The organism is Streptomyces sp. NPDC001381 (assembly GCF_042895685.1).
Taxonomy (GTDB): Bacteria; Actinomycetota; Actinomycetes; order Streptomycetales; family Streptomycetaceae; genus Streptomyces.
Window position 1 is genome coordinate 819,176 of record NZ_JBIAWO010000004.1, and the last position, 18,243, is coordinate 837,418.

18 protein-coding genes are annotated in these 18,243 nt (G+C 73.2%); 7 read left to right on the plus strand and 11 right to left on the minus strand.

Annotated elements, in window-relative coordinates; translation table 11 throughout:
* The first annotated feature begins 27 nt into the window (after nt 1-27).
* On the plus strand, nt 28-633 hold the full coding sequence (gene folE, locus ACFY2L_RS22370) for a GTP cyclohydrolase I FolE (protein WP_390659412.1): 606 nt from the start codon (nt 28-30) through the stop codon (nt 631-633).
* Between the two features lie 28 nt (nt 634-661).
* Here the strand turns inward: folE and ACFY2L_RS22375 are convergent, their stop codons facing one another.
* The 6 genes from ACFY2L_RS22375 to ACFY2L_RS22400 form a co-directional block, all read right to left on the minus strand.
* Complete coding sequence (locus ACFY2L_RS22375) at nt 662-1,150, minus strand: DUF3180 domain-containing protein (protein ID WP_390823160.1); 489 nt, start codon at nt 1,148-1,150, stop codon at nt 662-664.
* 66 nt (nt 1,151-1,216) lie between these two features.
* Nucleotides 1,217-1,828 carry a 2-amino-4-hydroxy-6-hydroxymethyldihydropteridine diphosphokinase gene (gene folK, locus ACFY2L_RS22380; RefSeq protein ID WP_390659414.1) on the minus strand — a complete coding sequence of 204 codons (612 nt, stop codon included), beginning with the start codon at nt 1,826-1,828 and terminating at the stop codon, nt 1,217-1,219.
* Nucleotides 1,825-2,184 carry a dihydroneopterin aldolase gene (gene folB / locus ACFY2L_RS22385; RefSeq protein ID WP_390659415.1) on the minus strand — a complete coding sequence of 120 codons (360 nt, stop codon included), beginning with the start codon at nt 2,182-2,184 and terminating at the stop codon, nt 1,825-1,827. Before folB ends, folK begins: the two co-directional genes overlap by 4 nt.
* 240 nt (nt 2,185-2,424) lie before the next feature.
* A complete protein-coding gene (locus tag ACFY2L_RS22390) occupies nt 2,425-2,934 on the minus strand; it encodes a nuclear transport factor 2 family protein (protein WP_390659416.1) in 510 nt (169 codons plus the stop codon).
* The gene (folP, locus tag ACFY2L_RS22395; protein WP_390823161.1) at nt 2,931-3,872 is read right to left on the minus strand and encodes a dihydropteroate synthase; all 942 of its coding nucleotides are present in this window, start codon (nt 3,870-3,872) and stop codon (nt 2,931-2,933) included. Before folP ends, ACFY2L_RS22390 begins: the two co-directional genes overlap by 4 nt.
* Nucleotides 3,873-3,983: 111 nt before the next feature.
* Nucleotides 3,984-5,795, minus strand: coding sequence for a phosphatidylglycerol lysyltransferase domain-containing protein (locus tag ACFY2L_RS22400; RefSeq protein ID WP_390823162.1), 1,812 nt, complete (start codon nt 5,793-5,795; stop codon nt 3,984-3,986).
* A gap of 236 nt (nt 5,796-6,031) precedes the next feature.
* Here ACFY2L_RS22400 and ACFY2L_RS22405 point away from each other — a divergent pair, with 236 nt between their 5' ends.
* Both ACFY2L_RS22405 and ACFY2L_RS22410 read left to right on the plus strand, forming a co-directional pair.
* On the plus strand, nt 6,032-7,150 hold the full coding sequence (locus ACFY2L_RS22405) for an alpha/beta hydrolase (RefSeq protein ID WP_390659419.1): 1,119 nt from the start codon (nt 6,032-6,034) through the stop codon (nt 7,148-7,150).
* Nucleotides 7,151-7,249: 99 nt separating this feature from the next.
* Nucleotides 7,250-9,016, plus strand: coding sequence for a hypothetical protein (locus ACFY2L_RS22410; RefSeq protein WP_390823164.1), 1,767 nt, complete (start codon nt 7,250-7,252; stop codon nt 9,014-9,016).
* A gap of 202 nt (nt 9,017-9,218) precedes the next feature.
* Here the strand turns inward: ACFY2L_RS22410 and ACFY2L_RS22415 are convergent, their stop codons facing one another.
* Nucleotides 9,219-10,550 carry a PH domain-containing protein gene (locus ACFY2L_RS22415; RefSeq protein WP_390659421.1) on the minus strand — a complete coding sequence of 444 codons (1,332 nt, stop codon included), beginning with the start codon at nt 10,548-10,550 and terminating at the stop codon, nt 9,219-9,221.
* Nucleotides 10,547-11,071, minus strand: a complete 525-nt coding sequence (locus ACFY2L_RS22420) for a PH domain-containing protein (RefSeq protein WP_390659422.1) — start codon at nt 11,069-11,071, stop codon at nt 10,547-10,549. Before ACFY2L_RS22420 ends, ACFY2L_RS22415 begins: the two co-directional genes overlap by 4 nt.
* A gap of 32 nt (nt 11,072-11,103) precedes the next feature.
* On the opposite strand from ACFY2L_RS22420, the gene ACFY2L_RS22425 reads away from it, so the two are divergent.
* Nucleotides 11,104-12,255: an NADH-quinone oxidoreductase subunit D gene (locus tag ACFY2L_RS22425; RefSeq protein WP_390659423.1), complete on the plus strand. Its 1,152-nt coding sequence runs from the start codon at nt 11,104-11,106 to the stop codon at nt 12,253-12,255.
* A gap of 15 nt (nt 12,256-12,270) precedes the next feature.
* Here the strand turns inward: ACFY2L_RS22425 and ACFY2L_RS22430 are convergent, their stop codons facing one another.
* Complete coding sequence (locus tag ACFY2L_RS22430) at nt 12,271-13,317, minus strand: SAM-dependent methyltransferase (protein ID WP_390823165.1); 1,047 nt, start codon at nt 13,315-13,317, stop codon at nt 12,271-12,273.
* A 118-nt stretch (nt 13,318-13,435) separates the two neighbouring features.
* Here ACFY2L_RS22430 and ACFY2L_RS22435 point away from each other — a divergent pair, with 118 nt between their 5' ends.
* From ACFY2L_RS22435 to ACFY2L_RS22445, 3 genes are all read left to right on the plus strand, one after another.
* On the plus strand, nt 13,436-14,638 hold the full coding sequence (locus tag ACFY2L_RS22435; protein ID WP_390659425.1) for a sensor histidine kinase: 1,203 nt from the start codon (nt 13,436-13,438) through the stop codon (nt 14,636-14,638).
* Between the two features lie 83 nt (nt 14,639-14,721).
* Entirely contained in the window at nt 14,722-15,390 is a 669-nt protein-coding gene (locus ACFY2L_RS22440; protein WP_390659426.1) for a response regulator, read from the plus strand.
* A 9-nt stretch (nt 15,391-15,399) separates the two neighbouring features.
* Nucleotides 15,400-16,032, plus strand: a complete 633-nt coding sequence (locus tag ACFY2L_RS22445; protein WP_390823166.1) for an AAA family ATPase — start codon at nt 15,400-15,402, stop codon at nt 16,030-16,032.
* Between the two features lie 9 nt (nt 16,033-16,041).
* Here ACFY2L_RS22445 and ACFY2L_RS22450 read toward each other — a convergent pair whose 3' ends face one another.
* Both ACFY2L_RS22450 and ACFY2L_RS22455 read right to left on the minus strand, forming a co-directional pair.
* Complete coding sequence (locus ACFY2L_RS22450; protein ID WP_390659428.1) at nt 16,042-17,148, minus strand: DUF5937 family protein; 1,107 nt, start codon at nt 17,146-17,148, stop codon at nt 16,042-16,044.
* 104 nt (nt 17,149-17,252) lie between these two features.
* Nucleotides 17,253-18,239, minus strand: coding sequence for an aldo/keto reductase (locus tag ACFY2L_RS22455; RefSeq protein ID WP_390659429.1), 987 nt, complete (start codon nt 18,237-18,239; stop codon nt 17,253-17,255).
* Nucleotides 18,240-18,243: the final 4 nt, after the last annotated feature.

Consider the following 18,243-nt stretch of genomic DNA (forward strand, 5'->3'; position numbering starts at 1 on the left):
GTAGGACACCTAGGAACGAGGCAGCACATGACCGACCCCGTGACGCTGGACGGCGAGGGTTCCATCGGCGAGTTCGACGAGAAGCGCGCCGAGAACGCCGTACGGGAACTGCTGATCGCGGTCGGCGAGGACCCGGACCGCGAGGGGCTCAAGGAGACCCCGGCGCGGGTGGCGCGGGCCTACCGGGAGCTCCTGGCGGGCCATACACAGGTTCCCGAGGATGTGCTGACGACGACGTTCGATCTCGGCCACGACGAGATGGTCCTGGTGAAGGACATCGAGATCGTGTCTCTCTGCGAGCACCACATGCTGCCGTTCCACGGCGTGGCGCATGTCGGCTACATCCCGGCCGACACCGGCAAGATCACGGGGCTGTCGAAGCTGGCGCGGCTGGTCGAGGTGTTCGCCCGTCGTCTGCAGGTGCAGGAACGACTCACCACGCAGATCGCCGACTCCCTCATGCGGATCCTGGAGGCCCGCGGCGTGATCGTCGTCATCGAGGCCGAGCACATGTGCATGTCGGTGCGCGGGATCCGGAAGCCGGGCGCCAAGACGACCACGTCGGCGGTGCGGGGCCAGCTGCGGGACGCCACGACGCGCGCCGAGGCGATGAGCCTGATACTGGCGCGCTGACGCCCTGGCGCGTCGACGCCCCCGCGGCCTAGGCCGCCGGTTCCGCCCCGGTGTGGTTGTGGTCCTCGTCCTCCGGGAGCTTGCAGACGCGCTCGAGGAAGAGGGCGGCCGCTATGACCGCGATGCCTGCCAGGACCGAGAAGCCGGCGTAGATGGCCTGATCGCGGCGGGCGGGGATGTCGAGCGACTCCAGAAGGAAGACGCCCGTGCCGCCGTACATGCCGGAGACGAGGGCGGCGACCAGGGCGCTGGCCTGGCCGAAGACGACCGCGCGGGCCGCCATGAGGGGGTCGACGCCCTTGGCCTCGGGGCGGCGCTCGCGCTGGGCCTTGAGGCGGGCGCGCAGGGAGAGCGCCGTGGCCATCAGGACCACGGCGATCAGGGCGAGGACGATGGGGGCGGCCAGCGGGACGCTGGGCAGGGTCCCGATCGAGTTCCAGAGGCGGGCGCCCGCCCAGGACAGGACGCCGGCCACGACGAACACGCCGGCCAGCACCCTGATGCGCAGCTCTCTCACGGTGTCCCTTCAGCTCCCCCGGGGTCCGCGGGTCTCCCGCGGACGGTGTCGTCCTGACCTTAACGACTACGCGGGCAGGTGGAGTTCCAGGTCCTTGCGGGGGACGACGCCCTCGCGCGTGATCGTGTCGAGGAGGTCGGCGACCGCGCCGCGGCCGGGGAGCTGGGCCTCGGGGTCCACGTCGTGCCAGGGGGCGAGGACGAAGGCCCGTTCGTGGGCGCGCGGGTGCGGGAGGGTGAGGTGCGGGTCGTCGTCGACGACGTCGGCGTAGGCCACGATGTCGACGTCGAGGGTGCGCGCGCCCCAGCGTTCGTCCCGGACGCGGTGGAAGGCCTCCTCGACCGCGTGGGCCCGCTCCAGGAGCGAGGACGGCGGCAGGGTCGTCTTGAGGACGACGACGGCGTTGAAGTACGCGGGCTGGGAGCCGGGCTCGACGCCCCACGGCTCCGTCTCGTACACGGGGGAGACGGCCTTGACGCGGACGCCCGGGGTGTCCTCCAGGGCGTCGATGGCCCCCTGAAGGGTCTCCAGGCGGTTGCCGAGGTTGGAGCCGAGCGAGAGCACGGCGCGTCGGGGGTTGTGCAGGGTCGTGTCGGCGGCGTCCACCTGCTGCACCACGGAGGCGGGCACCGGCTGAACGGTCGGGTCGCTGTGGCCCTGGGTGAAGGACGCGGTCATACTCGGCTCCGGGTGATGGTGACGGTCACGTCGTCGAAGGGGACCGTGATCGGCGCGTTCGGCTTGTGGACGACGACCTCGACCTCTTGTACCCGCTCGTGTTTCAGGCAGGCCTGGGCGATGCGCTCGGCGAGCGTCTCGACGAGGTCGACCGGCTCGCCCTCGACGACGGCCACGACCTCCTCGGCCACGATGCCGTAGTGCACGGTCTTCGCCAGGTCGTCGTCGGCGGCGGCGGGCCGGGTGTCCAGGCCCAGGACCAGGTCCACGACGAAGGTCTGGCCCTGCGCGCGTTCCTCGGGGAACACCCCGTGGTACCCGCGGGCCTTCAGGCCGCGCAGCGCGACACGATCCACGCGAATCACTCCTGCAATCGTCGGTTGCGGCCGGTGCGTACCGGGTGCGGGCGGCACGCCGGCCTCGAACGAATCTACCTGCGAGCACCGACAGGCCCGGGCGGCGGCCGCGGTGGCGCCGGCCCGATCCGGACTTTTCACCCGGTGTTTCCCCTGGGGAATCCGGTGGCTCACGGGTTGGTAGCCGCCCCTACCCGCGGGTTCGTGATTCCAACCACTTCTTGGTCCAGGAGGGGGTGTCTAGGGGGTGTCGTCGTCCTCGGCGGTCTCGTCCTCGTCGTTCTCGGCCAGGACCGGGGAGGCGTGGTGCGACCAGAGCTTCCAGCCGTCGGGGGTGCGGCGGAACACGTTCGTGGCGACCACCAGCTGGCCCACGAGCGGTCCGAGCTCCTCTCCGGCCCGGGGGGCGGGGCCGCCGCTGAGGATGTTCTCCGTGCAGGTCACCAGGGCGGTGTCACCGGTGACCGAGACGTGCACGTCGGTGAGGAAGAACTGGATGTAGTCCGTGTTCGCCATGATCAGCGCGTAGGAGCGCAGCACCTCGCCGCGTCCGGTGAGCACCGGCCAGCCGGGGTGGACGCAGGAGACCACGCCGGTGTCCGCCGGGTCGTGGTACTCCTCGTCGACCCCCAGGTCGGCGGGGGTGAGCCAGAGCGAGGACACCCCTTCGAAGTCACCCTGCTCCAGTGCCTCGTAGAAGGCGGTGTTCGCGGCCTCGACCTGCTCGACGTCGGTGTGGGGGGCGCTCACCGGGCTCCTTCTGCGCCGTGCGGGCCGCGTGCGCCGGAATCCTCGGAGCCGGTGTGCGCGCGGGGCGCGGCGCTTTCCGCGCGCGCTCCTTCCACGGCGCGCGCGACCCGCACCGCGTCCGCCGTGGCGCGCACCTCGTGCACGCGCACCGCCCACGCGCCGGCGTGGGCCGCGAGCGCGGACACGGCGGCCGTGGCGGCGTCCCGCTCGCGGGCGGGCGGGGGCGCGCCCTCGGGTCCGGCCAGGACCCGGCCGAGGAACCTCTTGCGGGATGCGGCGACGAGCAGCGGGTGCCCCAGGGCGCGCAGCCGGTCGAGGTGGGCGAGCAGGGTGAGGTCGTGGCCGGCGTCCTTGGAGAAGCCGAGGCCGGGGTCGACGACGATCCGGTCGGGGGAGACGCCGCCGGCCAGGACGGCCTCCACGCGCGCGTGCAGTTCGTCGACGACCTCGGTGACGACGTCGTCGTAGACGCCCTTGATCGTGCCGCCCTCCAGGAAGCCGCGCCAGTGCATGACGACGAAGGGGGCGCCGGCGTCCGCGACGGCGGGGATCATCGCCGGGTCGGCGAGGCCGCCGCTGACGTCGTTGACGAGGGCGGCGCCGGTGGCGAGGGCGCGGGCGGCGACGGAGGCGCGCATCGTGTCGACGGAGACGACGACGCCCTCGGAGGCGAGGCCGCGGACGACGGGGATGACGCGGCGCAGTTCCTCGGTCTCGTCGACGCGGGTGGCGCCGGGCCGGGTGGACTCGCCGCCGACGTCGACGAGGTCGGCGCCCTCGGCGACGAGCTGGAGGCCGTGCTTGACGGCGGCCGTCGTGTCGAACCAGCGGCCGCCGTCGGAGAAGGAGTCGGGCGTCACGTTGACGACTCCCATGACCGCGCAGCGGTCCCATTCCGGAAGGCCGGCGACGCGCCCGCGTCCGCTCTGCTTGCTCATACGTTCAGCGTAGGCCCCGTGGGGGGCCGGGACGCCGGGCGGCCCGGGCGGAAGCCCCAGGGCTGGGAGGGGGCGGGGCTTCCGCCCGGGCCGGTCATGAGGGCCGTACGGCTATGCGGCGCGTACGTCTCTTTCGGCCAGCCCGTGCGCGCACGCGCGGGCCGGCCTGGCCCGGCGGCGCAGGAAGCGCGGCAGCGGGAGGGCGAGGTTGACGAAGCCCTCGGCCTGCATCGCGGCGAAGCCGATGCGGGGCAGGTCGCCGGAGGCCCGGTAGACGACGAAGCGGGGCTCCCAGCGGGGCTGGAACTTGGCGTTGAACTTGTAGAGCGACTCGATCTGGAACCAGCGGGACAGGAAGACCAGCAGCCCGCGCCAGGCACGCAGCACCGGTCCGGCGCCGATCTTCTCGCCACGGGCCAGCGCGGAGCGGAACATCGCGAAGTTCAGCGACACGCGCGTGATGCCGAACCGCGGCGCGGCCTGGAGGGCGGCGACGATCAGCAGTTCGTTCATGCCCGGGTCGGCCGCGCGGTCGCGGCGCATCAGGTCCAGGGAGGCGCCGTCCGTGCCCCAGGGCACGAAGTGCAGGATCGCCTTCAGGTCGCCGTACGGCCCGGGCACCTCGTCGGCCTTGTGCGCGGTGGCGATGAGGCAGTCGCCGTCCGAGGCGTCGCCCACACGGCCCAGCGCCATGGAGAAACCGCGCTCGGTGTCGGTGCCGCGCCAGTCCTCCGCGGCGCGCCGGATGCGCTCCAGTTCGGCCTCGCCCAGGTCACGGACACGACGTACGCGGGTCTCGTAACCGGCGCGCTCGATGCGCTTGACCATCTGGCGCACGTTGCGCATCGCGCGGCCGGCCAGCGAGAAATCCGCGACGTCCACCACCGCCTCGTCGCCCAGTTCGAGGGCGTCGAGGCCGGTCTCGCGGGTCCAGACCTCGCCGCCGGTCTCCGAGCAGCCCATGACGGCGGGCGTCCAGGAGTGGGCCCTGGCCTCGTCCATGAAGCGTTCGATGGCGCCGGGCCAGGCCTCGACGTCGCCGATGGGGTCGCCGCTGGCGAGCATCACGCCGGAGACGACGCGGTAGGTCACCGCGGCCTTGCCGCTGGGCGAGAAGACGACGGCCTTGTCGCGGCGCAGCGCGAAGTGGCCGAGGGAGTCGCGGCCGCCGTGCCTCTCCAGCAGGGCACGCAGGCGTGACTCGTCCTCCTCGGTGAGGCGGGCGGCCGGGTGTTCGGGGCGGAAGGCGAGGTAGATCGTGGTGACGGCGGTGATCCAGCCGAGGGCGCCGAGGGAGAAGGCGACGGTCCAGGAGGTGTTGCCCTGGTAGTCGACCGGGCCCTCGAAGCCGAAGAGGCCGTACAGGACGTGGGTCAGGCGATCGGCCAGGCTCGGGTCGCCGATCATGCGCCGCGGGTGGACGCTGACGATGACCAGTCCTAGGACGAGGGAACCGGCGCCCATGAGGACGAAGTTGGCGAGCGCGCGCCAGCGGCTGCGCGGGTCGGGCAGGGCCGCGAACTGGTCGCGGTGGACCACCAGCGGCACCAGCAGCGCCAGTGAGATGAGCGCGCCCACGAGCGAGTGGCGGTACACGAACTGCGCGACCGCGCCCGCCGGGAGCAGCACGACCGCGGCCCGCCACGCCCGCCGTTTGGCGCGCTTGAGACCGTGGGCGAGCAGGAGCAGCAGGACGCCGGCGCTGAGCGAGAGGGCGGCCGCGAACGGGCCGAACGCGCCGGGCAGCACCTCGGCGAGGGTGTGCATACGGCTCTGCCGGAACCGCGGGAAGATGCCCGCGGCGACGTCCAGCAGGCCCACGAGGGCACAGGCTCTGCCGACGAGGGCGGGCACGGACTCGGGGCGCGGGCCTCGCATCAGCCGCCGCACCCGGCTTGATCGGATCGGAACCCCGCCCGACATTTCCCCATCTTCCCTGACAGACATCGCATCCCGTAGTTCCGCGAGAGACCTTGAACCCGGCGCCATTCGGGGCATCCGGCGACATTGCGCCCTCTAGGACGGTGTCTCGGGGAGAGAGGTTCACTCGTCTCTTCAAAGCCGCTGAAAAGGCCAGGGAAAGTCCGGGACAAGCCCTCGCGAAGGAGTCGGGGGAACGGGCGTGCGCCCGGACGGAGAAGCAGGCAGGAAACCACTTCATGGGTCTCACGAGCAACACAGTGCTGCTGTTGTCGGTCCTGTTCGCCTTAGTGCTGTTCGTCGGCACGGTATGGCTGTGGCCGCGGCTGGCCCGGCGTTCCTGGCGGGCCGTCGGAGGGCGTGTGGGGCTGCTGCTGTCGACGCAGCTGGCCCTCTTCCTGTCGGTCGGGCTGTCCGCCAATCAGGCCTTCGGTTTCTACGCCAGCTGGGCGGACCTGTTCGGCCGGGAGACGGAGCCGGGTGTGGTCGTCGACCACACGAACGGCGCCCCGGGCGGGCCGGTGCGGGTCGTCGACACCCGGCGGGTGGACGGCGGCGGCGGGCGGCCGGAGTTCGGCGGGCAGATCCAGAAGGTGACCCTCGACGGCCGTACGTCGGGCATCGCCACGCCCGCCTTCGTGTACCTGCCGCCGGAGTACTTCGCCCCAGAGAACCGCTCGCGCACCTTCCCGGCGGCCGTCGTCCTCACGGGCTACCCCGGTACGGCGGAGGCGCTCGTCGACAAGCTGCACTACCCGCGCACCGCCCGCAAGCTCGCCGAGGACGGCCGTATGCAGCCGATGATCCTGGTGATGCTGCGGCCGACGGTGGCGCCGCCGCGGGACACGGAGTGCGTGGACGTCCCGGGCGGACCGCAGACCGAGACGTTCTTCGCCAAGGACCTGCCGGACGCCGTCACGGCCCACTACCGGGTGGGGAGGAAGCCCGGCAGCTGGGGCATCATCGGGGACTCCACGGGCGGTTACTGCGCCCTGAAGCTCGCGATGCACCATCCGGAGGTGTACGCGGCGGGCGCGGGACTGTCGGCGTACTACAAGGCGCCGACCGATCCGACCACGGGCGACCTCTTCCACGGTGACAAGACGCTGCGCAACGAGGCGGATCTGCACTGGTTTCTGAAGAACCGTTCCGCCCCGGACACCTCGCTGCTCGTCACCAGCAGCAAGGCCGGTGAATCCAACTACAAGGCCACACTGAAGTTCATCGACCTGGCGAAGGCCACGGACCGGACCAGGATCTCGTCGATCATCCTCGAAAGCGGCGGCCACAACTTCAACACCTGGCGGCGGGAGATCCCCCCGACCCTGGAGTGGATCAGCGGGCGGCTGAACAATTGATCTTGATGTTCTTCGCCGTGCTCTGTGAAGACTTCGTCATGGCTGTGTTTTTGCGGGGCGGGGCGCCAACATTCGCCTACGCGCGGTAAGTTTCTGGCCATGCCACGTGGACGTCACCGCCATTCCCCGCCTTTGCACAGGCTGCTGCCTCCCTCGGCGATCGCAGGCGTCTCCGTCGTCTGCGCCCTCGGCCCCTGGCTGTTCGCGGAGCCGGTCGTGCTCCGGGGTCTGGCCGCGGCCGCGGCGGTGACGGCGGTCGTCGGCGCGGTCGTCATGCGCCGCTGGGACACGCAGGCCGGCCGGCAGGTCGCCGACCTCACGCGCGCGCGTGCGAGCGACGAGTGGCGCTTCGAGGAACGGGTCGCCGAACTGGAGACGGATCTCGACGAATCGCGCGAGCTGCGCGTCAAGCTGGAGCAGCGGCTGCGCGCCAAGCGCGCCGAACTGGCGGGCCTGCGCAACGAGCACGCCGCCCTGCTGCGTCGCTACGCCACGGCGGAGACCGAGCGGGCGAGCGCCCTGGAGGGCCGCCGTCTGCTGGAGATCGAGGCCGTCACGGAGATGCACGCGCTGCCTGCCGCGCGGGTGTCGGAGGAGCAGGAGCAGCCGGAGCCCGAGCGGGAGCCGGACACGGCGGCCGCGGTCTCCGGGACGGCGGAGACGGCCGACGTGCCGGGGACGACCGGGACGGCGGAGGAGGAGAGCGCCGAGCCGGAGCGGAACACCGAGGCGGAGTCCGGCGCTCCGGCGGTCTTCTCGCCGGAGGGCTCGCGGCTCTTCCTCAAGGCGCAGGTGGCGCTGGCCAAGCTCGACCCGGACGCCGCGCCGGCCGCCGAGAGCGATGCCTCCGGCGGGGAGGAGCCCGTCAAGGTCACGTCCGGGGAGGCCGCCACCACGGAGGCGGCCCAGGAGGACGAAGCCGAGGGGAAGCCCGAGGCGGTCGACGAGCACGCGCGCGCGGCCGCCGCTCACCCGGCTGACGACGAGAAGGAGAGCCCGGCGCAGGAGCCCGCTCCGGAACCGGCGCGGGAGACGGCTGGTCACGACGACCTGGCCGAGCCCGCCGGGACCCCCGGTTCCGGGACGGCCGGTTCCGTGACGTCCGGGTTCGGGGCGTCCGGTTCCAGGACGGTCGAGTCCGGGACGCCCGCCTCTGAGACGCCCGGTACGTCCGCGTCCGTGGCGCCCGGTTCCGGGGTGCCCGGTTCCGGGACGGCCGAGTCCGAGGCGCCTGCGTCCGGGAGGTCCGCGTCTGGGACCCCTGGTTCCGAGATGCCCGCGTCCGGGGCGCCTGCGTCCGTGACGTCTGCGTCCGGGGCCCCCGGTTCCAGGGCCGCTGACGCCGGATCGGCCGCGTCCGAGCCCGAGCGCGAGCTGTCTGAAGCAGCCGCATCCGTGCGCGCCGCGTCCATGCCGGCCGCGCCCGCGCCCGCGCCTGCCGCATCCGGGTCCGCCGGCCCCGCGCCCGCCGCGCCCGCCGCATCCGCGCCCGCCGCATCCGGGTCCGCCGCGCTCGTTCCCCGGCCCGCCGGTCCCGTGCAGCGGCCCGCCGGGCACTTCACCGTGCCGACCGCCGTGGCCGTCGTGCCCGCCGCACAGCCGGTGCGGCGACCCGCGGTCGAGGGCGGGTTCGACTTCTTCGGTACGAAGAGCGCGACGCCGTCGAACGCCCTGGAGGCCGTGCAGAACGAGGACCTCGCCGACGTCGTCGGGCAGGAGGCGCTCGCCCTGCACAAGGCCGAGGCCGAGGCGGAGTTCAAGCCGGCCGGCGAGGAGGCGCGCGGCGTCGGCCAGGTCATCGACCTGACCGCGCACGACGAGACCGAGGTGATCGACCTCCAGGGCCTGCGCAGCGCGGTGTCCTGACCCGGCGTCACCTTCGCCGCGACCCGAGGGCCGTGCGCCCGCCGTCTCCGGAACGGCGGCCGCACGGCCCTCGCGCGTCCGGGAACGGGCCCAGGGCCTGCCCGGCGGGTGCTGCCGACGAGGCGGGGTCCGGCACGCCCCTGCGGCGTCGGCGGCGGGCGACGGCGGTTGCAGCCCCCCCTCACGTCCCGTCCCGCGCCCCCTACGCCATCCAGCGGTCCGGGCGGGCGGCTCGGCGGCCGGTTCGGGAGCGCTCGGCCTGGGAGCGCAGCAGTCGCTCGGCCTCCTGTACGTCCCTCAGGCGGGCCGTGACGGTCTTGTCGGCCCCCGTGTCCACATGGACGGCCGCGAGGCGCCAGAGGCGCTGCCAGGGGCCCTGGGTCAGCCGTACGCTCTGGACCTTCGCGTGCGGCACGAGCGCGAGGCTCCGGTGCAGCAGCCCGTGCCGGGTGGCGAACACGGCGTCGGTGACCGCGATCCCGTAGCCCCGCCACCACAGCGGCACGCACCGTCCGGCCCGGCGCGGCGGGCGGGACAGCGAGTCCGCCGCCGGCACGGTCACGCCGGGCAGCACGCGCGCGACGACGGCCTCCGCGACCGCGCGCGGGGCGACCGGTACGAGCACGGAGTTGGCCGAGCCCGCCACGTCCAGCTCGACGCGCACCCAGCCCCGCCGCCGCCACAGCAGCGGCTGCACGATCCGCACGGTCTGCACGCGCCCCGGCGGGACCGTCTCGTGCGTGCGGTCCAGCAGGCCGCGGTCGATGCGCAGCCCGTCCGGGGACTCGCCGACGGTCCAGTCGTACTCGCCGACGAACCGCCCCGCGCTGCGCGCGGCCGCCGCGCCGAGCAGGGGCAGGCCGGTCGCGAGGACCGTGACCACGCTGTGGGTGACCAGCCACAGGACGGGCGGCACGACGAGGGCGGCGGCCAGGGCGCCCCAGGTCGCGCCGGTCAGCGCCAGCGCGACCGCGAGGTGGCGCGCCGGTACGCGCAGCAGTTCGCGCGCCGGCGCCTCGCCCACCTCGTGCGCCGTCTCGGGCGCGAAGCCCGCCGCCCGCGCGAGCAGTTCGGCCCGCAACGCGCGGGCCTCGTCCTCGCCCAGGAAGGCCAGTTCGTCCTTCTTGTCGGCGCCGACGACGTCGAGCCGCAGTTTCGCCACCCCCGCGATCCGCGCGAGCAGCGGCTGGGTGATGTCGATCGCCTGGATGCGTTCGAGACGGATGTGCGCCGTGCGCCGGAACAGCAGCCCGGTGCGGATGCGCAGCTCGCTCTCCGTCACGGCGAAGTGGGTGAACCACCAGCTCAGGAACCCGTAGGCGGCCGCCGCCGGGACCAGCACGGCCAGCGCGACCAGCAGGGTCGTCGTGGTCAGCCGGGTGAGCTGCTCCTGCGTCTGGCGGGGGTCGTGCACCGCCCAGCCGACGAGCACCGCGACCGGCGCCCAGGCCCGCCGGAACGGGGTGACGGGGTGCAGCCGGTGCTCGGCGAGGGCACGCCCCGCACCCTCGCCGGCGGCGCCGGGGGCCGTCACAGGCCCGCCGATCGGGCCTCGCCGAGCTCGGTGAGCCGGTCGCGCAGCCGTTCCGCCTCGGCCGGGTCGAGGCCCGGGATGGTCGCGTCGGTGGCGGCGGCCGCGGTGTGCAGCTGGACGCTGGCGAGGCCGAAGTGCCGCTCGACGGGACCCGAGGTCACCTCGACCAGCTGCATGCGCCCGTACGGTACGACGGTCTCCTCGCGCCACAGCACGCCCCGGCTGATCAGCAGGTCGTCGGCGCGCTCGGCGTACCGCCAGGAGCGCCAGTTGCGGGCGAGGAGCTGCCAGCCGGACGCGATCCCGATCAGCGGCAGCAGCGCGAACGCCGCCCACGCCGGTCCGGCGAGCAGTCCGAGGAGCAGGCCGAGGCCGACGGCCGCGAGCCCCAGCCACACCACCAGCAACAGCCGCCGCATCCGCAGCAGCCCCGGCGGCAGCCCGGTCCACACCGGCCCCGCCTCGGACGTCTGCGGTCCCGCCTCGGTCGTCTCCGCGCCCCCAGGGCTCCCCGTTTCCATACGGCCAGCGTACGTAGGGGAGACTGGGTGCCATGACTCCTACGACGGAGACCACGGTCGGGATCGGCGGCGCCGCGGAGAGCACCGACATGGTGCTCAACATCGGCCCCCAGCACCCCTCCACGCACGGCGTGCTGCGGCTGCGACTGGTGCTGGACGGCGAGCGCATCCGGCATGCCGAGCCGGTGATCGGCTACATGCACCGCGGCGCGGAGAAGCTGTTCGAGGCGCGCGACTACCGGCAGATCGTCATGCTGGCCAACCGCCACGACTGGCTGTCGGCCTTCTCGAACGAGCTGGGCGTGGTCCTCGCCGTCGAGCGGATGCTCGGCATGGAGGTCCCCGAGCGCGCGGTGTGGACGCGCACGCTCCTCGCGGAGCTGAACCGGGTGCTGAACCACCTGATGTTCCTGGGGTCGTATCCGCTGGAGCTGGGCGGCATCACCCCGGTCTTCTACGCGTTCCGTGAGCGCGAGGTGCTGCAGAACGTGATGGAGGAGGTCTCCGGCGGGCGCATGCACTACATGTTCAACCGGGTCGGCGGCCTCAAGGAGGACCTGCCGGCCGGGTGGGCCTCACGCGCGCGGGCGGCCGTCGCCGCCGTGCGCTCCCGCATGGACGTCTTCGACGACCTCGTGCTCGGCAACGAGATCTTCCGGGGCCGCACGCGCGACGTGGGCACGCTCTCGCCCGAGGCCGTGCACGCGTACGGCGTCAGCGGGCCGATCGCGCGTGCCTCGGGTGTCGACTTCGACCTGCGCCGCGACGAGCCCTACCTCGCGTACGGGGAACTCCAGGACACCCTGGAGGTGGTGACCCGCACCGAGGGCGACTGCCTCGCCCGCTTCGAGTGCCTGCTCGCCCAGACCCACAACGCGCTCGACCTCGCGGACGCCTGCCTGGACCGCCTCGCCGACCTGCCGCCCGGCCCGATCAACCAGCGGCTGCCCAAGGTCCTCAAGGCGCCCGAGGGGCACACGTACGCGTGGACCGAGAACCCCCTCGGCATCAACGGCTACTACCTCGTCAGCAAGGGCGAGAAGACGCCGTACCGCCTGAAGCTGCGCTCGGCCTCCTACAACAACATCCAGGCGCTCACCGAGCTGCTGCCGGGCACCCTGGTCGCGGACATGGTGGCGATCCTGGGGTCGATGTTCTTCGTGGTCGGGGACATCGACAAGTAGGCCCGGCGCGGTGCCTCACCGCAGGGGGTCCGCGACGCCCACCGGCTGGAGCAGCCAGCCGAAGTCGCCGAGCCCGCCCGGGGCGGTGAGCTCGGCGGCCTCTCCGGCGCCCGCGAGGGCGCGGACGTAGGCGGCCGGGTCGGCGGAGGCGAGCGAGAGCGGGGGGCGCGCGCCGTCGAGGCCCAGGGCGTGCAGGGCGGCGCGCTGGGTGAGCAGACGCGGGACGGGCGGGTCGTACGCCGTGGTGTGCGCCGTCGCCCTCGCGCCGGCCTCCGCGCACGCGTCGAGCGCCACGTGCGCCGTGATGTCGCACGTCCCGTCCGGTACGGGTGCCGTCTCCCGGCCCTCGCGGAAGCCAGTGAGCGTGCCGAACGGGGGGCGCGCGTCCGCCGTGTGCGCGTAGTCGACGGCCACCGCGAGCCCGCGCGCCACGGACGCGACGGCGGACGCCCACGCCGTGTCGCGGGGCAGCCCGATCTCCGCCCGCAGCCCCTGCTCCTCCGGCAGCGGCCACCAGCGCGCCAGCCACGCCGCCGCCGTGCCGGACACCTCCTCGCCGAGCCGCTCGGTCCCGTCGGCGCGGACCAGCACCAGGCGCGGCACGCCCGCGGAGTCGACCTCGGCGACCTCGACCGGCACGTTGTCGAGCCACTCGTTGGCGAACAGCAGCCCGGTGATCCCCGGCGGCGGCTCCGCCAGCCACTCGATCCGGGGAGCGAGCCCTTCGGGGCGGCCGGCGAGCTCGACGGCGTACGCGCGGGTGCGGTCGGCCACCTCGGCGGGGAGCGCGGCGAGCACCCCGGTGACCAGTTCGCCCCGTCCGGCGGCCATGTCGACGAAGTCGAGCTCCTCGGGCCGGCCCAGTGCCTCGTCGACGCGGCACACCAGGCGGGCGACGGCCTCGGCGAAGAGGCGGGAGGCGTGCACCGACGTGCGGAAGTGCCCGGCGGGGCCCTCGGGCCGCCGGTAGAAGCCGCCCGCGCCCCCCGTGCCGTACAGCGCGTCCCGCATGGCCGACCGCCAGCCGCGCCAGTCGTCGGAGTCGCTCACTTCGTGCGTCATCCGGTCAGACTAGGCGCACAGGTGATCACGGCCTCCACCTTGCGGAGTACGCGCGCCGGGACCGGATCGGCCCTCCGGTTGACCCCCGCACACAGCGGGCTTCCCTACGCTGGGTTACGTGCAGCGCCTCTATGACTTCCTCCGCAGACACCCGACCGGGGTGGACGGCTTCTGGGCCGTCGTCCTGTTCGGGATCACCGCGGCTGCCGGAACCGCGGGTCAGGACCGGGGCGGCACCGACTCCGCGGCGCTGCTGGTGCCGGTGGTCTTCCTCCTGTGCCTGGTCATCGCGCTGCGTCGGCTCATGCCCGAGAAGATGCTGGTGCTGGCCGCCGCGCTCGGCCTGGCCCAGCTGGTGCTGAACGTCGGGGTCACGGCCGCCGACTTCGCCCTGCTGGTGATCGTCTACACGGTCGCCGCCACCGGCGCCCGCTGGGCCTCCCGGCTCGCCCTGGTCATGGCCCTGAGCGCGGCCACCCTGGCGCAGGTGCGCTGGCCGCACGAGCACGCGAGCGTGCCGGGCCAGTTCGCGGTCATCGTCTTCCAGACCGTGCCGTTCGCCCTCGCCTGGGTGCTCGGCGACTCGATGCGGACCCGGCGTGCCTACTTCGCGCAGCTGGAGGAGCGCAACGCGCGTCTGGAGAAGGAGCGCGAGGCGCAGGCGAAGGTCGCGGTGGCCGCCGAGCGCGCCCGGATAGCGCGGGAGCTGCACGACGTCGTCGCGCACAACGTGTCGGTGATGGTGGTGCAGGCCGACGGCGCCGCGTACGTCATCGACGCCGCGCCCGACCAGGCGAAGAAGGCCCTGGAGACGATCTCCTCCACCGGCCGCCAGGCCCTCGCGGAGATGCGCCGTCTGCTGGGCGTGCTGCGCACCGGGGAGCACCAGGAGGGCGGGGAGTACGTGCCGCAGCCGGACGTGGAGCAGATCGAGGATCTCGTCCAGCAGTGCCGCGGCTCGGGCCTGCCCGTGGACTTCAAGATCGAGGGCACCCCGCGGCCGATGCCGAGCGGCGTCGAGCTCACCGCGTACCGGATCGTGCAGGAGGCGCTGACGAACACGCGCAAGCACGGGGGGCCGAACGCGGGTGCGAGCGTCCGCCTGGTCTACTTCGACGACGGCCTCGGGCTGCTCGTCGAGGACGACGGCAAGGGCGCCCCGCACGAGCTGTACGAGGAGGGCGGCGCCGACGGGCAGGGCCACGGCCTGATCGGCATGCGGGAGCGGGTCGGCATGGTCGGCGGCACTCTGGACGCGGGCCCGCGTCCCGGCGGAGGATTCCGCATCAGCGCCCTGCTGCCGCTCAAACCGGCGCATTGACCCCGACGCGCGCCCCTCGTTGACACCTGTCACGCCCCCGGGCGTCGACCCGCACTGAGAACCGACCCACGGAAGAGGACCCGATGACGATCCGCGTGATGCTCGTCGACGACCAGGTGCTGCTGCGCACCGGGTTCCGGATGGTGCTCGCCGCCCAGCCGGACATGGAGGTCGTGGCGGAGGCGGGTGACGGCGTCGAGGCCCTTCAGGTGGTGCGCTCCACGGCCGTCGACGTCGTCCTGATGGACGTGCGCATGCCGAAGCTGGACGGGGTGGAGGCCACCCGGCGGATCTGCGCGGAGCCCGACCCGCCGAAGGTGCTGATCCTGACCACCTTCGACCTGGACGAGTACGCGTTCTCCGGGCTGAAGGCGGGCGCGTCCGGCTTCATGCTGAAGGACGTGCCGCCCGGCGAGCTGCTCGCCGCCATCCGCTCGGTGCACAGCGGCGACGCGGTGGTCGCCCCCTCCACCACCCGCCGCCTGCTCGACCGGTTCGCGCCGATGCTGCCCGCCACCGGCAGGGAGCCCCGGCACAAGGAGCTGGAACGGCTCACCGACCGGGAGCGGGAGGTCATGGTGCTGGTCGCCCAGGGCCTGTCCAACGGCGAGATCGCGGCCCGTCTGGTGCTGTCCGAGGCCACCGTCAAGACCCATGTCGGCCGCATCCTGACCAAGCTGGGCCTGCGGGACCGGGTCCAGGTCGTGGTCCTCGCATACGAAACGGGGTTGGTGCGGGCCGGCGGCCACTAGTGTCTGCGCATGCTCCTGTGGATCAACGGCCCCTTCGGGGGCGGCAAGACACAGACCGCACATGAGATCCGGCGCCGCCTGCCCGGCAGCGTCGTCTGCGACCCCGAGCACGCCGGGTTCGGGCTGCGCCGGATGCTGCCGCCGGAACTGCGCGGGGACTTCCAGGACCTGGTGTCCTGGCGGCAGGGCGTCGTCGAGGTCCTGGACCTGGCGCTGAGCAGGCACGACGGCGTGGTGATCGCCCCCATGACGGTCACCGATCCCGCCTGCTTCGCGGAGACCGTCGGCAGGCTGCGTGAACTCGGGCACGACGTAGGCCACTTCACCCTGCTCGCCGAGCGCGAGACGGTCCTGCGGCGGCTGCGCGAGCGGGGCTTCGGGCATCTGCTGCGGTACGTCGCGGGGAAGAACGCCGGTCTGCGCCGGGAGAGCTGGGCCGTGCGGCAGTTCGACCACTGTCTGGAGCGGCTGCGGGAGCCGGAGTTCGCCGAGCAGCTGTGGACCGACCACTCGACCGTGCCGAAGACGGCGGACCGCATCGCGGTGCTGGCCGGGCTGACGCTCAGGCCGAACACCGAGGGCGCCCTGCGCACCCGGCTGCGGCAGGCGGGGGTCGGGATCCGGCACATCCGGTTCGACTGAGCGGCCCGCTCAGCGCAGGAGGCCCTCCAGGAAGTCGCTGCCCAGCCGCGCCACCACCGTCACGTCGAGCTGGTGCAGCACGTACCGGCCGCGGCGGCGGGTGGTGATCAGGGACGCCTTCTTCAGGACGCCGAGGTGGCGGGATATCTCGGGTGCCGTCATGCCCAGGGACTGGGCTATCTCGCTCGTGGTGTAGGCGCTGCGGGCCAGCAGACGGCAGATCCGCATCCGTACGGGATGGGAGAGCGCGGTGATGCGCAGCGTCAGCTGTTCGACCGAGGGCGGCGAGGCGAGCTCGGGGGAGCCGACCGGGTAGTGCAGGACCGGCTGCCAGCCGTACCGGTGCAGGACCATCAGGTGGGGCCAGCCGAGGCTCGTCGGGATGAGGAGGAGCCCGCCGTCCGCCGTGGCGGTGCGGCCGTGGGCCATCTTGTCCACGGAGATCAGCGCGGCGCCCTCGTCCAGCGACACGGCGGTGGACACCGAGGTGAGGGCCTCCGCGAGGCCCTTGCGCCGCAGCAGGTCCGTCTTGTGGCGGGCGTCGGCGGCGAGCGGGTGGCTCACCCGGGCCCAGACGTCGGCGAAGAACGCCTCCTCGCAGTCCCGGAGGAACTGGCGCAGCCAGGCGCGCACCGCGGGCGGGTCGTCGAGCAGCCGCCGGGTGAAGTGCACCTGCCGGGGGCCGCGTGCCGCGGCCAGGTCCAGGGCGCGGCGGTGCTGCGCCGGGTCGGCGAGGACGTCGAGGCCCGGCGCGTCGTAGCCCGGCGTGCACATGAACTCCGTCGCGGCGTTCACGAACTGTTCGTCCGTCAGTTTGTCGAGGAGGTCCAGTTCCTCGGTGAGGGTGGCGCCGGGCAGGGTGTCGCGGCCCGGGAGGCCGGCGTACGGCAGGAAGAGGTCCGAGAACGTCGTCCGCCACAGGAAGTCGGCCTCGCACATCCGGTCGGCCAGATACGGGTCCAGCCGGGCGGTGACACCGGTGACCCACCCCTGGAGACCGGGGTGGTGGCCGGGCTCGGAGAGCGCGTGCAGGGCCATGCCGAGCTCGGCCAGGGGCGAGGGCACGACGGCGATCCGCTCCGGCCGCAGGCCCGCGATGTCGATGCTGACGCTCATGCCCTCATGGTGCACCCCGCCACTGACAACCCCCCTCCCGATTGACGAGGGCCGTCAATCGGGAGGGGCGGGAGCGGTCTCGTGTGCGACGGACCCGTGCGGTCTCAGTTCGCGGCGTCCAGCTTCGCCCGCTGCTCCGCCGTCAGTTCCAGGTCGACGGCCGCCAGGCTGTCGTTCAGCTGCTCGACCGAGGACGCGCCGACCAGCGGCAGGACCGGGATGTCGCCGCCCATCAGCCAGGACAGCACGACCTGGTTGACGCTGGCGCCGGTCTCCTCGGCCACCTCGCGGACGGCCTGGAGCCGGGCGGGCGTGCCCGCGTGCTCGAAGCCCGGGCCCAGCGGCTTGTCCTCGCGCACGTAGGCGCCGGACAGCAGCGGCGAGTAGGCGACCTGGGTGAGGGAGGGGTTGGCGCGGACGTAGCTGAGCAGGTCCGCGCTGACCAGGCCCTGGTTGCCGTCGGGCGAGCGCAGGCTGGGGATGTCGGCGCGCTGGCGCAGGTAGCTGTGGTGGTGCTGGAGGACCTCGTATCCGGGCAGTCCGGCCGCCCTGGCGAGGTTGCGGGCGGCCTCGATCCGCCAGGCCCAGTGGTTGCTCGCGCCGAGCAGGCCGGCGACGCCGTCGGCGACGACCTCGGCGAAGCCGGTGACGGTCTCCTCCAGGGGCGTCTTCTCGTCCATGATGTGCGCGTACAGCAGGTGGATGCGCTCGATGCCGAGGCGTTCCCTGCTGCGCTCGGCGGATTCCCGGATGGCTTTGGCCGAAAGTCCCTCGACGTCAAGGCTGAAACCGGTCGCCGGCGCGTTCGGGCGGGCGCCGAGTTTCGTCGCGATGGTGATCTCGTCGCCGATGCCCCGGCTGCGGATCCAGCGGCCGAGCAGTTCCTCGCTTTCCCCGCCCTGCGTTCCATTGACCCAGAACGCGTAGTTGTTGGACGTGTCGATGAACGTGCCGCCCGCTTCGACGAAACGGTCGAGAATGGCGAAGGAGGTCGCTTCGTCGGTCACCGTCCCGAAGAGCATGGAGCCCAGGCTCAGGACACTCACCTCACGGCGGGTGGCCGGATCGCTGCCGATGACGCGGTATTTCATGAGA